The sequence below is a fragment of the Bacillus cereus genome (assembly GCF_025917685.1).
Taxonomy (GTDB): Bacteria; Bacillota; Bacilli; order Bacillales; family Bacillaceae_G; genus Bacillus_A; species Bacillus_A cereus_AT.
Window position 1 is genome coordinate 4,180,315 of the sequence record NZ_CP089518.1, and the last position, 16,534, is coordinate 4,196,848.

Genomic DNA, 16,534 nt, shown 5'->3' on the forward strand with positions numbered 1-16,534 from the left:
GAAAGTTTCACTATATAATTTCACCTTATTACATAAAATCATACGGTGAAATGTTTTCCACGTCCATTTCTTCACCATTAACCGTCACCATCTGTACCTCTCCTTGTGATTCTTGCAATCGACCAGCTAAAGTCGTTTGACGCATTGCATCATCAAGGCGATTTACACCAGATTGAAAAGCTGCTTCTTCTCCGCAAATGATAAGAAATTTTTTGCTTCTTGTAATACCTGTATAAATTAAATTACGACGTAACATACGATAGTAGCTCTTTACAATCGGCATAATAACAATTGGAAATTCACTACCTTGTGATTTATGAATCGAACAGCAATACGCATGTGTAATTTGGTTCAAATCAGGTTTTGTATACGTTACTTCAATTCCATCAAATGAAACGATAATCATATCTTGTTGCTCGACATTTTCTTTCGCATAAAACACCGAAACAATTTCTCCAATATCACCATTAAACACTTGGCTTTCCGGCTGATTGACTAGTTGAAGTACTTTATCACCCCTCCGGTATACAACGTCACCGTAGGCAATTTCTTTACTCTTTTCTCTTTTCGGGTTAAACACTTCTTGTAGAGCTTCATTTAACACATTAATACCTGCTGGTCCGCGGTACATGGGTGCCAATACTTGTACATCTCTTGCGCTAAACCCTTTCGTCTTCGCGTTTTCACATACTTTTTTTACAACTTCAACAATTTGAGCCCCTGCACAGCTAATAAATGAACGATCTTTTTTATTTTGCGCTAAATCTGGTGGGAGCGTCCCATCTTTTATCGCATGGGCTAGCTGAATAACAGACGAACCTTCTGCCTGACGATAAATTTCTGTAAGTTTTACCGTCGGGATGGCACCTGCATTTAATAAATCTTTTAACACTTGTCCAGGTCCTACAGATGGTAATTGGTCTTCATCACCTACAACGATTACCTGAATATTCGTCGGCAAGGATTTAAACAATTGATTTGCCAGCCAAATATCTACCATCGAAAACTCATCAATAATAAGAAGCTTTCCTTGAACCGGATCAGTTTCATTGCGCTGGAAAGACCCTTCTGGCGTCCAACCAAGCAAGCGATGAATTGTGCAAGCTGGAAGTCCTGTTGATTCACTCATTCGCTTCGCTGCTCTTCCTGTTGGAGCCGTTAATAGTATTGGAAATGGGTTGTCATCACTATATTCATTTAGATTTAATGATAATCCGTGAAGTGACGCATACATTTCAACAATTCCTTTAATAACTGTTGTTTTCCCTGTTCCTGGTCCACCTGTTAATAGCATCATCGGCTTATGAAGGGCAGTTTGAACTGCTTCTTGCTGAAGTGGTGCATACTGTACCTTCAGCTGCTCTTCAATTTGCCCTAATGTCTTTAATACTTCCGCTTCAGGGAATGAAGGAGTTTCTTCTTGATTCATAAGACGACGAATTGATTTTACAACGCCCTTTTCAGAGTAGAATAACGAAGCCAAATACACTCGCTCTTCTTCTATAATGACTTTCCCTTCACCTTGCATCATTTCAACGCAGCCTACAATGTCTTCCTCAGTCACTCTGCCTTCTTGATTATTTAAAAGTGACATCGTTTCTCTTACAAGCTGACCTTTCTCCATATACACGTGACCAAATTGCAATGAAACATTCTCTAATGTATAAAAACACCCCGCACGTACACGATCGTCGTGATTACCCGATATACCTAATGCACGTCCTATATCATCTGCTCTTCCAAATCCAATTCCGTCCACTTCTTCAATAAGCTGATATGGATTATTACGAATCACTTCTAATGTCATCTCTTTGTATTGCTGATAAATTTTAATAGAAAGCTTCGTCCCAAAACCATAACCATTTAAAAAACTCATAACTTTTTCAAGCCCTTGATGCTCAATAATCGTCTCATATATTTCCTGTGCTTTTTGCTTATTTACAACACCATTTAGCGCATCAGGATCATCCATAATTTTAGAAATAGCATGTTCACCAAGATGATCTACAATTTTTTCAGCTGTACGCTTTCCAATCCCTTTAAATAAATCGCTCGCTAAATATTGCACCATACCTGCTTTTGTTTGCGGCAATTCTTTCTTAAACGTTTCAACTAAATATTGTTTCCCATACTTTGGGTGATCTTTAAAATGACCTGTTAATGTAAACACTTCATCTTCATGCATACGGGGAAAATGACCATTTATCATCACTTTTTTTTCGTCGTATGTTTCATTTGTTTCAATGATTTTCATACTAACAACGGAATAGAGGTTTTCTTCGTTGTGGAAAATGGTATGAAGAACTTGCGCTTTTATAAATTTTTTCTCTTCCTCAAACAAATCCATTGCATGTTGATTTCCCATCTTTCCTCTCCTTTCCGAGTTCTTTTCACTTTAATGAGCAGTACATCCCCCACCTCTTTCATACTATTTAGATGAGGGGTAACTGCGCATTAAACTATAATTTCACTTTATTCAGCTTCTTGCTCTAATAAACGAACGCCATTACCAGCTAAAAAGTGCTCTGGCTGAATTTCAGTTGCTTTCTTAAATAAAGCAAGAGCTTTCTCATTATTTTCTTCAAATACGTACGCAACACCTAAATTATAATACGCATCTGCATGCTCTTCATCCATTTCTAATACCTTTTCAAAATAAGGTTTTGCCTCTTGAATATGTTCTAGTCGTGCGAAGCAAAGTCCGCATTGGAAAACAGCTTCTACATCACTTTCATCTAATTCAGTTGCTCTTTGTAAAAATGGCAGTGCAAGACGATCATTTCCAAGTTGCACGTTTGTGATACCTAACATAAACGTTACATCAGCTGATTGTAATCCAGCTTGCATTGCTTGTTCAAATACAGCCTTTGCCTCTGCAAATTGCTCTTGGCCGTAATATACATTTCCTAAGCCATAATAGGCAGCCGCAGATTTATCATCTAATTCTAATGCACGTTTGTAAAATAAAATTGCTCGCTCACTATCACCTAATACATCTAATAAATTCGCAAAGTTAATGTATCCTAGCGAATCTTTCGGATTTTCTTCGATTGCTTCCGTAAAATTTTTGGCTGCTTCTTCCCAGTTTCCTTCTTGCATATATTGAATACCTGTTTCAAGTTTGTTTGACATGTCCTTCACCTCTACAACAAATTATAACAAAGAATGTATTTTTCAAGCGAACGAAAATTCGCTTTATGTAAAAGAAACCTCTAACCGCTAATCGGCAGAGGCTTCTCATTTTATCCTAAATAATCTAATTTCTTACCACTATGATATACTTCATCAATTGTAGCGCCGCCTAAGCACTCATCTCCATCATAGAAAACAACTGCTTGGCCTGGCGTAATCGCACGAATTGGCTCGTCACAAAGAATACGAACTGTATTTTCATCAACGATTTGAACCGTTACTTTATTGTCTGCTTGACGATAACGGAATTTCGCTGTGCATTTAAATTCTGTTTCTTTTGCTTTGTTACTTACCCATCCTACATTCGTAGCAATAACTTCATCGCCATATAAAAGTTCGTTATGGAATCCTTGATCAACATATAAAATGTTGTCTTTTAAGTTCTTCCCAACAGCGAACCATGGATCACCGTTACCACCAATACCAAGGCCATGACGTTGTCCAATTGTATAGTACATTAAACCGTCATGTTTTCCTTTCACTTCACCAGATAATGTTTGCATTACACCTGGCTGAGCTGGCAAATAGTTACTTAAGAAATCTTTAAAGTTACGCTCACCAATGAAGCAAATACCAGTACTATCTTTCTTCGCTGCTGTCGCTAAACCAGCTGCTGTCGCCATTTCGCGAATTTGCGGTTTCTTTAATTCACCTAGCGGGAACATTGTTTTTGATAATTGTTCTTGGCTTAATTGATTTAAGAAATATGTTTGGTCTTTATTGTCATCAACGCCGCGAAGCATTTTATATTCGCCGTCCATATAAGCAACGCGTGCGTAATGACCTGTCGCTACATAATCAGCGCCAAGTGCAATTGCATGCTCTAAAAATGCTTTAAATTTAATTTCTTTGTTACACATTACATCTGGGTTTGGTGTACGACCAGCTCGGTACTCATCTAAGAAGTACGTAAATACTTTGTCCCAGTATTGTTTTTCAAAGTTTACTGCATAATACGGAATACCGATTTGGTTACACACTTCAATTACGTCATTGTAATCTTCAGTCGCTGTGCAGACACCATTCTCATCTGTATCATCCCAGTTTTTCATAAAAATTCCGATTACATCATAACCTTGCTCTTTTAATAAAAGTGCCGCTACAGATGAATCGACGCCACCGGACATCCCGATGACAACGCGTGTTTCGTGAGGTAGTTTGTTCATCATGTCACCTCCCATACTAATTTTGTGTTAATCGTTTCACGATTTTCACTGTTTCGTACGCCGCTTTTTCAATTTGCTCTTTCGTATTTCCAAGTCCGAAACTAAAGCGTACGGATGAACGTATTTGATCGGAGTCTTTTCCGAACATCGCTACTAATACATGTGATGGATCAATCGAACCAGCTGTACAAGCAGAACCACTTGATACTGCAATGCCAGCTAAGTCTAAGTTTACAAGAAACGGTTCAATATTCATTCCTGTAAAACTTATATTCAACACATGTGGTAAGCGATATTCCAAATTTCCGTTTACCTCGAAAGTAATGCCTTCATTTTTGAAGACAGATACCATTATATCTTTAAACTCTTCATATTGGGCATTTTTTTGCTCACGATTTTTTGCAGCTAGCAAAATCGCTTGCTGCAGTCCAGCGATACTAGGTACATTTTCAGTACCAGCACGGCGTTTTCTTTCTTGCTCTCCGCCTATTAATAACGGTTCAAATTTCACATTTGCACCAGCATATAGGAACCCGACACCTTTTGGTCCGTTAATTTTATGAGCTGATATTGATAGTAAATCAATGCCAAACTCTTTCACATCAATTTCTACTAAACCGTAAGCTTGTACTGCATCTGTATGAAAATAAGCTTGATGTTCTTTTAACAGCTTACCTATTTCCGCAATTGGTTGCATTGTCCCTACTTCATTATTCCCAAACATAACAGATACGAGAATTGTCTCATCCGTTAATGCCTTTTGTATGTCAGAAACTTGAACACGGCCTGTTTCATCAACAGGTAAATACGTCACTTCAAATCCTTCACGCTCTAGCAATTCACACGTATGCAAAATCGCATGATGTTCAATTTGCGTTGTAATAATGTGGTTACCTTTATGACGGTTCGCACGCGCTACACCTATAAGCGCTAAATTATCAGCTTCCGTACCACCGCTCGTAAATATAATTTCATTCGGACTCGCGTGAATGCTACGTGCACACACACGTCTCGCCTCATCTACTGCATGGCGCGTTTGACGCCCATAAAAGTGAATACTAGACGGGTTTCCAAATGTTTCTGTCATATATGGAATCATCTTTTCGACCACTTCTGGGTGAGTCGGAGATGTCGCAGCATGATCTAAGTAAATGCGTTCCATTAAATCTCCTTCTTTCCAAATCGTTTCACAAGGAATTAAATGTAAAACATATAGCCCCCGTGATTTTCTTCCTCATAACGTACTAGGTCTTCTAAAGTTGTACTATCTAACACTTCTTGCACCGCATCACGAACACGCATCCATAATTGGCGTTGTGCTGGTTCTTCTTCCTCTATCATTTCTACAACACTAATCGGACCCTCTAATACACGGATTACATCCCCAGCTGTAATGTTAGCAGGCTGATCTGATAATACATATCCACCATATGCACCACGCGTACTCTTTACAAGACGAGCATTACGAAGTGGTGAAATTAATTGCTCTAAGTAATGTTCTGATAAGTCATGTGCTTGTGCGATTGATTTTAATGAAATCGGACCTTCACCAAACTTTTTTGCAAGATCGATCATAATTGTTAAGCCGTAGCGGCCTTTTGTTGAAATCTTCATCTATTTTGCACCTCTTTTCAAATTTTCACTTCTATTGGTTATATCTTATTTATAAAAGAACACAATTTAAAATCCTATGAAATTATAGCATAATATAGTATTATAAGAAATTTCAACTTGTGTATCAAAATGATAACATAAAATCACATTGAAAAACTCGGAAATTATTACAATTGAAAGAAAAATGAAAATATTCATATTCATTTTTCCCACAAAGCAACATCTTATTTCAAATTTCATTAAAAAAAATGATACGATAGAGTGAGATTATACATTAAGGGAGAAGGTCAAAATGAAACAACCACTCGCACATCGAATGCGCCCTACGAATATTCAAGAAATTATCGGACAACAACATTTAGTTGGTGAAGGAAAGATTTTATGGCGAATGGTCCAAGCGAATCATTTTCAATCTATGATTTTATACGGTCCTCCAGGCACAGGAAAAACATCGATTGCTAGTGCAATTGCAGGAAGTACCGGAACCCCGTTTCGCCTATTAAACGCTGTTACTCACAATAAAAAAGATATGGAAGTTGTCGTACAAGAAGCGAAGATGCATCGACACCTCGTTTTAATTTTAGATGAAGTTCACCGTCTAGATAAAGCAAAGCAAGACTTTTTATTACCTCATTTAGAAAGTGGACTTCTTACTTTAATTGGTGCAACGACAAGCAATCCGTTTCATGCGATAAACTCCGCTATTCGAAGCAGGTGTCAAATTTTCGAATTACACGCACTAACAGAAGATGATATTTTAATTGGGTTAAAAAGAGCTTTAGAAGATAAAGAAAAAGGACTTGGGGAATATGCTGTAACGGTAACAGATGAAGCAATGTATCACTTTGCAAACGCCTCTGGTGGTGATATGCGTTCCGCTTATAACGCACTTGAACTTGCTGTATTATCTAGCTTCACTACAGACGATCGAGCGGCTGAAATCACACTCGAGATTGCAGAAGAATGCCTACAAAAAAAGAGCTTCGTTCACGACAAAGGCGGAGATGCTCATTATGACGTATTATCAGCATTTCAAAAATCAGTGCGCGGAAGTGATGTAAATGCAGCGCTCCATTATTTAGCACGCCTTATTGAAGCAGGTGATTTACAAAGTATTGGTAGACGCCTTCTTATTATGGCTTATGAAGATATTGGACTTGCTAGCCCACAAGCTGGACCGCGTACACTAGCCGCAATTGAATCAGCTGAACGAGTTGGATTCCCAGAGGCACGTATACCACTTGCAAATGCGGTTATCGAGCTTTGCCTATCACCAAAATCAAATTCAGCTTATAAAGCACTTGATGCCGCATTACACGATTTACGTAACGGTCAAACAGGTGATATTCCAAGTCATTTAAAAGATAGTCACTATAAAGGTGCCGAATCACTCGGAAGAGGCATTGGATACTTATATCCACACGACCATCCAAATGGCTGGGTACAACAACAATACTTGCCTGATAAAATAAAAAACAAGCAATATTATAAACCGAAAACGACAGGGAAATTTGAACAAGCACTTTCTACTGTTTATGAAAGATTACAAAGTTCGAATAAAACGAAAAATAAAGGGTAACATAAACGAAAACGTCACCATTACGGAGGCTTCGCTTATGAAAACACGTCAAGATGCATGGACAAGAGAAGACGATCTCCTTTTAGCAGAAACTGTTTTACGACATATTCGCAGCGGAAGTACACAAATAAAAGCGTTCGATGAAGTTGGCGATACATTAAACCGTACTTCCGCAGCTTGCGGATTTAGATGGAACGCTGAAGTCAGACCGAATTACGAAGATGCGGTGCAGATTGCAAAAAAACAACGTAAAGAATTAAAACGTTCTGAAGCTAAAATAGAAAAAGAGCAGTTTACACAAACTCGGCAGCTCGTAATCGACGCTGAGTTTTCAGAAGATATTACGCCAAGTAAACAGGAACTTACAATGCAAAATGTCATCTCATTTTTGCAAAACATGGAACATAGTAACCCTTCAATCGCAAAGTTGCAAACTGAAAATGGTGTATTACAAGATCAGCTCACTTCCCTACAAAAAACGAATAATGAACTTGAAGCAAAATTAGCGGTACTCACAAAAAAACAACAAGCAATCGAAGAAGATTACGCAATGCTTGTTAGAATTATGGACCGTGCTCGAAAACTTGTTTCAGTTGAAGAGCAAGAGGAACAGATTGCTCCAATCTTCAAGACTGATCAAAACGGAAACTTAGATATTATATATTCCGCAGAGAATTAAAAAACAGGGGTGTCACTTTTTGACTAAGTGACATCCCTGTTTTTTTTGATTCACAATTCAACAGTAAATGAAATTATATTAACGGTTTTTCGAATATATCTATCACAACTTAAAATATATCAACAATTCGACAAGGAATATCGATTTAACGACAAAGATTAACAATAATAAACCTCTCGAAAAAATTGGATATTTTTTACTTAAATATTATTGTAAATATATACGCTTGAAGGGAGATGGTTGCTATTTCATTAATAGTATTCAAAATAACACTCGGTGTTCTAGTCCTAGCGTTAGGTCTTTTTACAATTCATAGTTTAAAAAAGACCTCTGCCTACAAATCAGACAAATACGATTATTCTTTATTAGGATTACTTACATTTGAATTATTAGTATTGCAAATATCAACAATTCTTTAAAACATAAAAAAGCATATATCCGAAATGAATATATGCTTTCCTTTTATTCTTGCCCTACACGCTTCACTTCTACGTTTTTAATACGCTCACGTACAACGTGACTTGCCATAATTAAGCCTGCCACAGATGGTACAAATGCATTTGAAGAAGGCGGTAATTTCGCTTTACGAATTTTTGCATTTTCGTCTGGTACGATTTCTTTACGTACTTCTTCACGAATTACGATTGGGTTTTCGTCAGAGAAGACAACTTTTACACCTTTTTTAATACCCTCTTTACGAAGCTTCGTACGAATTACTTTCGCAATTGGATCTGTATGTGTTTTAGAAATGTCCGCAATACGGAAACGAGTTGGGTCCATTTTATTTGCAGCACCCATACATGAGATAATTTTAATTTTACGACGTAAACATTGTTTAATTAAATGAATTTTAAACGTAATCGTATCAGATGCATCCACTACGAAATCCAAGCCGTGTTTGAAGAACTCTTCATATGTTTCATCTGTATAAAACATCTCTAATCCAATTACTTCACACTCTGGATTGATGTCTGCAATACGCTCTTTCATTAATTCTACTTTTGAACGCCCTACAGTAGATACTAAAGCGTGAATTTGACGGTTTACGTTTGTAATATCTACAACATCTTTATCAACTAATACAAGACGTCCTACGCCAGAACGTGCTAACGCTTCTGCCGAAAATGACCCTACGCCGCCAATTCCTAAAATACCGACTGTACTATTTTTTAATATTTCAAGGCCTTCTTTTCCAAAGGCTAATTCATTACGTGAAAATTGATGTAACATTCAGCTCTACACTCCTATTACAAAAATGGTCTACCATGTATTCTAGCGTTTTTCCGACTATTTGTATAGAAAAAGTTATAGAATTCCTAAAAATACATATTTCAAGAAGGAAAACATAGTGTAAACTGTGCTTTCACTTCTTCTCTCAATCATCCATTAAAAAAGTCTAGATGGTATTAGTATAACCATCTAGACCCTATTTTTACTTCTCTTACTTCTCTTCTTTCACGTTCAACTTCAAGTTCAGTTCTTCAAGCTGTGCTTCTGCAACTGGGCTTGGAGCTTCTGTTAATAAGCAGCTTGCGCTTGCTGTTTTCGGGAATGCAATTGTATCACGAAGGTTCGTACGACCTGCAAGTAACATAACAAGACGGTCTAAACCTAATGCAATTCCGCCGTGTGGTGGTGTACCGTATTCGAATGCTTCTAATAAGAATCCGAATTGCTCTTGTGCTTCTTCTTGTGAGAATCCAAGTGCTTTGAACATTTTTTCTTGTACGTCACGCTCGTAAATACGAAGTGATCCACCACCAAGCTCATAACCGTTTAATACAAGGTCATATGCTTGTGCGCGTGCTTTTTCTGGTGCTGTTTCTAATAGCTCAACATCTTCACGGAATGGCATTGTGAATGGGTGGTGAGCTGCGAAGTAACGATCTGCATCTTCATCGTACTCAAGAAGTGGCCAATCAGTTACCCATAGGAAGTTAAATTTACTTTCGTCAATTAACTCAAGCTCTTTACCTAAGCGTAAACGAAGTGCACCTAAGCTATCTGCCACAACGCTCTTCTTATCTGCTACGAATAGTAATAAGTCGCCAGCATTAGCTTCTAATGTACTCATTAACACATTTGCATCTTCTTCACCGAAGAACTTTGCAATCGGTCCTTTTAGGCCGTCTTCTTCAACTTTCAGCCAAGCTAGACCTTTTGCACCATATACTTTTACAAATTCAGTTAATGCATCGATGTCTTTACGAGAGTATTTGCTCGCAGCACCTTTTGCATTAATTGCTTTTACTTGTCCGCCGTTTTCTACAGCACTTGTAAATACTTTGAAACCACAACCTGCTGCAAATTCAGATAGGTCTGTTAGTTCCATTTCAAAGCGTGTATCTGGCTTATCAGAACCGTATCGAGCCATTGCATCAGCATATTTCATACGAGGGAATGGTGCACTAACTTCTACACCTTTCGCATCTTTCATGACTTTCGTCATCATACGCTCCATCATTTCTAAAATTTCATCTTGTGTTAAGAATGATGCCTCGATATCGATTTGTGTAAATTCTGGTTGACGATCCGCACGTAAATCTTCGTCACGGAAACAACGTGCTACTTGATAGTAACGCTCAAATCCGCCGACCATAAGAAGCTGTTTAAATAACTGCGGAGACTGCGGTAATGCATAGAATTCACCATCATGCACACGGCTTGGTACTAAATAGTCACGAGCTCCTTCTGGTGTGCTCTTCGTTAAAATTGGTGTTTCAACTTCTAAGAATTCTTCTGTATCTAAGAAGTTACGAATTGTTTTTGTTACGTCGTGACGCATTTTAAATGTGTTGAACATTACAGGACGACGTAAGTCTAAGTAACGATATTTTAAACGCACATCTTCTGATGCATCTGTGTCATCAGAAATAATAATTGGCGTTGTTTTCGCTGCATTTAATACGTTTACTTTCGTTGCTTGTACTTCAATACGACCAGTTGCCATATTGTCATTAATGGCACCTTCGCCACGTTCAACAACTGTACCTTCTACGTGTAATACGTATTCGCTACGAATTGTTTCTGCTACTTCTAGCGCTTCTTTTGATGTTTCTGGGTTAAATACAACTTGTACGATACCTGTACGGTCACGTAAGTCGATAAAGATTAATCCGCCTAAGTCACGACGTTTTTGTACCCAACCTTTTAATTGAACTGTTTGTCCAACAGCGTCTACCGTTACTTTTCCACATGCATGTGTTCTTTCAGCCACTGTAAGTTCCCCCTATATTAATTTCTCTGCTACGTATGAAGCGAATACATCTAACGCTACTTCTTCTTGTCCGCCTGTTTCCATATCTTTCAAGTTAATGATGCCTTTATCTAGCTCATCTTCTCCTAATACAGCTACATATTTCGCATTTAAACGATCCGCTGATTTAAATTGTGCTTTCATTTTGCGATCTAAATAATCTTTTTCAACTGACAATCCAGCTTTACGAAGATCAAACGCAACTTTCGCAGCATGGTCTTTCGCTTTTTCACCAAGCGCTACAACGTAACAATCGATACTATGTTCAATTGGCAATTCAATGTTTTCAGCTTTCAGCGCCATAATTAAACGTTCAATACTCATCGCAAAACCGATACCAGGCATTTCCGGTCCACCGATTTCTTGTACAAGTCCGTTATATCGACCACCGCCACTTAATGTTGTGATAGCACCGAAACCTTCTGCCTCACTCATAATTTCAAAAACAGTGTGTTGATAGTAGTCTAAACCACGTACTAAGTTCGGATCTTTTTCAAATGGAACATCCATCATCGTTAATAGCTCTTGAACTTTGTCGTAGTATACTGCTGAATCTTCGTTTAAGTATTCTGTAATAGATGGTGCTGTACTCATTAGTTCATGATTACGGTCCTTCTTACAGTCTAAAATACGAAGAGGATTTTTTTCTAAGCGAGATTGGCAATCAGAGCAGAATTCTCCGATGCGCGGCTCAAAGTGTGCAATTAATGCATCGCGGTGCGCTTGACGGCTCGCTGCATCACCTAAGCTGTTTAATACAACTTTAATATTTTTTAAGCCCATGCCGCGGTAAAACTCTACAGCAAGTGCAATTACTTCTGCATCAATTGCAGGATCGTTACTACCGATTGCTTCAATACCGAATTGCACGAATTGACGATAGCGACCTGCTTGTGGTCTTTCATAACGGAACATTTGACCGATATAGTATAATTTCGTTGGTTGTGTTGCATCACCGAACATTTTGTTTTCAACGTAAGAACGTACAACAGGTGCAGTACCTTCTGGACGTAATGTTAAACTACGCTCTCCACGGTCTTGGAATGAGTACATTTCTTTTTGTACGATATCTGTCGTATCACCAACACCACGTAAAAATAGCTCTGTGTGTTCAAAAATTGGTGTACGAATTTCTTTATAATTGTAACGACGGCAAATTTCGCGCGCTTGCCCTTCGATATACTGCCATAACTCTACACTACCTGGAAGAATATCTTGCGTTCCGCGTGGGATTTGAATAGACATATTCAGTTCCTCCTCAAATTGTTTTAATCTTAATAAAAATAAAAAAACTCCCGCCTCTACTGTTTGAACAGTAGGGACGAGAGTATTATACCCGTGGTGCCACCCTAATTGAAGCACGTATGCTTCCACTTTTTTAATAACGCTTAAATGTGCGTTCATCTCTACTAGGCGTATAAGCCTTTCAAGTTGAAACCTACAGAGTGTCATTCAATCAGTCATCATGTAGAAATGTTTTCAGCCTAGGACATTTCTTCTCTTTCCATGTGTATCTCATTTACTCTTCTCTATCAACGGCTATATTCATATGTAAATATAAAATTACTATACGTTTGTTGAGTAGGATTGTCAAGTGCTCTAAGAGCGCTCAATTTGCTTCTTTAGGCGCTTTACATCTTGCAGTGAAATTCCGAACTCTGAAGCAAGCTCCATTGAAGTATTGTTTTGCTCTTTTGAAATAAAATCATGAAAATTCACGTTAAACAGTTGATTTGCACCATTTGTAACAGAATGCCCTTTTTCATTCATACGCATACGTATATCCCTCACATTCAATATGGATGTTTTACTTGTTATTGTTCCATATTGATGAAAGAGTTATACATAACTGAAAACAGCTATTGATTCCAAATAAACATAAGAATGCGATTAACAATAATAACAGTAGCCAATCCACTCGCAAGTAAAGGGTGCTTTAAATGATATAACGCTGCAACACCTACTCCAAAAACGCTAATTTCTAACAATACATGCAATATACCACGCACTTCCCACTCTGCGTGTGGAGCTCCAAATAACCCCCCTATGACAGCAACAACAATCGGAAGAATAATAGCCAGTATAATTTTCACAACAGGTATTTCTCCTATTCGAAACCCCCAGTACCCAACAATCCCAAGAACTCATAACTCTAGCATAAAACGCAAAGCTATATTGAATTCTTGAAGCATGCTACACCTTCTTTTTCTTTTATTCCCCTTCACAATCATCCTATGTTAAAGTGAAATTTTAATCAATGGGGGTTTTGTCCATCCCCCACTGATTATTAGCCTTCACCAATCGGACTTTTACGGGCAGCCCACAAATAGCGGGATAAATGAACAAAACATACAATAATGTATAAAAAAGAGAGGGTCATATAACCCTCTCTTTTTTAACAATACTATTTACTTTCCACAATTAAGGTCACCGGACCATCATTGATTAAAGAAACGTCCATCATTGCTCCGAACTTCCCTGTTTCTACATGTAATCCTTGTTTACGAACCTCTTCGTTAAAGAAATCATATAAACGCTCTGCATAGTCAGGTTTCGCAGCATCCATAAAGTTTGGACGTCTCCCTTTACGGCAATCTCCGTATAATGTAAATTGCGAAATAGATAGAACTTGTCCTTCTACATCAAGTACAGAGTGGTTCATCTTTCCGCTCTCATCTTCAAAAATGCGTAGGTTTGCAATTTTTTCTGCAATATAAGTTGCATCTTTTTCTGTATCTTCATGCGTAATGCCCACTAGTAATGTTAAGCCGAATGGAATTTGTCCTACAATCTCACCATCTACTGTGACAGACGCTTCCTTTGATCGTTGTAAAACAACTCTCATCTTTTCTACACTCCCTATTAATGCATCATGCGTCGTACTGCATAAATTTCTGGAACACGTTTAATGCGCTCTACTACTTTTTTCAAGTGCTGTAAGTTTCGAATAGAAATCGACATGTTAATCGTTGCCATCTTATTACGATCACTTCTACCAGAAACAGCTGAGATATACGTTTTCGTTTCTGTAACAGCTTGCAATACTTCATTCAATAAACCACGGCGATCATAGCCTGAAATTTCAATATCAACATTGTATTCAATTTCTTTTTCAGGGCTACCTTCCCACTCTACTTCTAGTAAACGCTCTACAGCTTCTTCTGTATGCACATTGACACAATCACGACGATGAATCGATACACCTCGGCCTTTCGTAATATACCCAACGATATCATCACCCGGAACTGGGTTACAGCATTTTGATAAACGAATTAGTAAATTATCAGCACCGCTTACCTTTACACCAGAATCCCATTTTCGAATTTTCATCGGTTTACGAACTTCTTTAACTTCAACGATGTCTTCTTCTTCACGTTGTTTACGGAACTTGTCCGTTAGTCGCGTAACAATTTGCGCCGCTGTAATTCCGTTATATCCAACTGCTGCAAACATATCTTCTTCATTTGCAAAGTTAAACTTCTCAGCAACACGTTTTAAATTGTCAGGAGCTAACACTTCTTTCATCTCATACTCTAGACCACGTACTTCTTTTTCAACAAGTTCACGGCCTTTTTCAATATTTTCGTCTCTACGCTGTTTCTTAAAGAATTGACGTATTTTATTTTTCGCATGAGATGTTTGAGCAAGTTTCACCCAATCTTGGCTTGGGCCATACGAATGTTTCGATGTTAAAATTTCAATGATGTCACCCGTTTTTAATTTATAATCAAGGGTTACCATTTTTCCATTTACTTTTGCACCAATTGTTTTATTCCCGATCTCTGAATGGACACGATAAGAAAAGTCAATTGGAACAGATCCAAGTGGTAATTCCATTACATCGCCTTTCGGTGTGAAGACGAATACCATGTCAGAGAATAAATCAATTTTTAATGACTCCATAAACTCTTCTGCATTAGAAGCTTCATTTTGCCATTCTAATATTTGACGGAACCACGTTAGTTTCTTCTCTAATGTACCTGTTGTTTCTGCTGTCTTTCCTTCTTTATACGCCCAATGTGCCGCGATACCGAATTCTGCAATTTCGTGCATTTCTTTCGTACGAATTTGCACTTCTAGCGGATCACCTTTCGGTCCAATTACAGTCGTATGAAGAGATTGATATAAATTTGCTTTCGGCATTGCAATATAATCTTTAAAACGACCTGGCATTGGTTTCCAGCACGTATGAATAATTCCAAGCACCGCATAGCAATCTTTAATACTATTCACAACGACACGTACGGCTAGTAAATCGTAAATTTCATTGAATTGTTTATTTTGCAATGCCATTTTACGATAAATACTGTAAATATGTTTTGGTCTTCCAGAAATCTCAGGTTGAATTGAAACCTCTTTTAATTTCTCGCGAATACCAGTCATTACTTCGTCTAAATATTCTTCACGCTCTGCACGTTTACGCTTCATTAAATTCACAATACGATAATATTGCTGCGGGTTTAAATAGCGAAGTGACGTATCCTCTAGCTCCCATTTAATAGTACTAATTCCGAGTCTATGTGCTAAAGGTGCAAAGATTTCTAACGTTTCATTTGCAATGCGTCGCTGCTTCTCTTGAGGCAAATGTTTCAATGTACGCATATTATGAAGACGATCAGCTAGTTTAATTAAAATAACTCGAATATCTTGAGCCATTGCGATAAACATTTTGCGATGGTTTTCTGCTTGTTGTTGCTCATGAGATTTATATTTAATCTTTCCGAGCTTTGTAACACCATCGACAAGCATAGCGATTTCTTTATTAAATTCCCGTTCAATATCTTCTAATGTAATTTCTGTATCTTCCACTACATCATGCAAGAAACCTGCCGATACTGTAGCCGGATCCATGTGTAAATCAACTAAAATACCTGCAACTTGAATTGGGTGAATAATATATGGTTCACCCGATTTTCTATATTGTTCGCTATGCGCATCACGTGCATATTCATAGGCACGTGCCACTAGCTCAATATCTTCATCCGCTAAATATTGACTTGCTTTCTCGAGTACCTGTTCAGCTGTTAGTACTTGCTCATTTGCCATCG

14 protein-coding genes and 1 other annotated feature are annotated in these 16,534 nt (G+C 37.9%); of the genes, 2 read left to right on the forward strand and 12 right to left on the reverse strand.

Features of this window, described 5'->3' with window-relative positions; genetic code table 11:
• Positions 1-28: 28 nt before the first annotated feature.
• From LUS72_RS21750 to cymR, 5 genes are all read right to left on the reverse strand, one after another.
• Positions 29-2,365: an SF1B family DNA helicase RecD2 gene (locus LUS72_RS21750; RefSeq protein WP_097830595.1), complete on the reverse strand. Its 2,337-nt coding sequence runs from the start codon at positions 2,363-2,365 to the stop codon at positions 29-31.
• A 107-nt stretch (positions 2,366-2,472) separates the two neighbouring features.
• Positions 2,473-3,132, reverse strand: a complete 660-nt coding sequence (locus tag LUS72_RS21755) for a tetratricopeptide repeat protein (protein WP_264448249.1) — start codon at positions 3,130-3,132, stop codon at positions 2,473-2,475.
• Positions 3,133-3,242: 110 nt separating this feature from the next.
• A complete protein-coding gene (gene mnmA / locus LUS72_RS21760) occupies positions 3,243-4,358 on the reverse strand; it encodes a tRNA 2-thiouridine(34) synthase MnmA (RefSeq protein WP_097830593.1) in 1,116 nt (371 codons plus the stop codon).
• A gap of 16 nt (positions 4,359-4,374) precedes the next feature.
• Positions 4,375-5,520, reverse strand: coding sequence for a cysteine desulfurase family protein (locus tag LUS72_RS21765; protein ID WP_097830592.1), 1,146 nt, complete (start codon positions 5,518-5,520; stop codon positions 4,375-4,377).
• Between the two features lie 35 nt (positions 5,521-5,555).
• Positions 5,556-5,972, reverse strand: coding sequence for a cysteine metabolism transcriptional regulator CymR (gene cymR / locus LUS72_RS21770; RefSeq protein WP_000704116.1), 417 nt, complete (start codon positions 5,970-5,972; stop codon positions 5,556-5,558).
• Positions 5,973-6,264: 292 nt separating this feature from the next.
• On the opposite strand from cymR, the gene LUS72_RS21775 reads away from it, so the two are divergent.
• Both LUS72_RS21775 and LUS72_RS21780 read left to right on the forward strand, forming a co-directional pair.
• A complete protein-coding gene (locus LUS72_RS21775; protein ID WP_097830591.1) occupies positions 6,265-7,551 on the forward strand; it encodes a replication-associated recombination protein A in 1,287 nt (428 codons plus the stop codon).
• 37 nt (positions 7,552-7,588) lie between these two features.
• Positions 7,589-8,230, forward strand: coding sequence for an RsfA family transcriptional regulator (locus LUS72_RS21780; RefSeq protein ID WP_071771713.1), 642 nt, complete (start codon positions 7,589-7,591; stop codon positions 8,228-8,230).
• 462 nt (positions 8,231-8,692) lie between these two features.
• Here the strand turns inward: LUS72_RS21780 and LUS72_RS21785 are convergent, their stop codons facing one another.
• From LUS72_RS21785 to relA, 7 genes are all read right to left on the reverse strand, one after another.
• A complete protein-coding gene (locus LUS72_RS21785) occupies positions 8,693-9,460 on the reverse strand; it encodes a tRNA threonylcarbamoyladenosine dehydratase (protein WP_000903182.1) in 768 nt (255 codons plus the stop codon).
• Between the two features lie 211 nt (positions 9,461-9,671).
• Positions 9,672-11,447: an aspartate--tRNA ligase gene (aspS, locus tag LUS72_RS21790; protein WP_264448250.1), complete on the reverse strand. Its 1,776-nt coding sequence runs from the start codon at positions 11,445-11,447 to the stop codon at positions 9,672-9,674.
• 12 nt (positions 11,448-11,459) lie between these two features.
• Positions 11,460-12,731 (reverse strand): histidine--tRNA ligase, encoded by a 1,272-nt coding sequence (gene hisS / locus LUS72_RS21795; protein ID WP_097830590.1) that lies wholly within the window; start codon positions 12,729-12,731, stop codon positions 11,460-11,462.
• A gap of 69 nt (positions 12,732-12,800) precedes the next feature.
• Positions 12,801-13,031 (reverse strand) — a binding site (T-box leader).
• Between the two features lie 54 nt (positions 13,032-13,085).
• Entirely contained in the window at positions 13,086-13,262 is a 177-nt protein-coding gene (locus LUS72_RS21800) for a hypothetical protein (RefSeq protein WP_001242605.1), read from the reverse strand.
• A gap of 83 nt (positions 13,263-13,345) precedes the next feature.
• Positions 13,346-13,621 (reverse strand): YrdB family protein, encoded by a 276-nt coding sequence (locus LUS72_RS21805; RefSeq protein ID WP_264449076.1) that lies wholly within the window; start codon positions 13,619-13,621, stop codon positions 13,346-13,348.
• Between the two features lie 269 nt (positions 13,622-13,890).
• The gene (locus tag LUS72_RS21810; RefSeq protein WP_001266956.1) at positions 13,891-14,331 is read right to left on the reverse strand and encodes a D-tyrosyl-tRNA(Tyr) deacylase; all 441 of its coding nucleotides are present in this window, start codon (positions 14,329-14,331) and stop codon (positions 13,891-13,893) included.
• Positions 14,332-14,348: 17 nt separating this feature from the next.
• Positions 14,349-16,532: a GTP diphosphokinase gene (gene relA, locus LUS72_RS21815; protein ID WP_071747440.1), complete on the reverse strand. Its 2,184-nt coding sequence runs from the start codon at positions 16,530-16,532 to the stop codon at positions 14,349-14,351.
• Between the last annotated feature and the right edge of the window lie 2 nt (positions 16,533-16,534).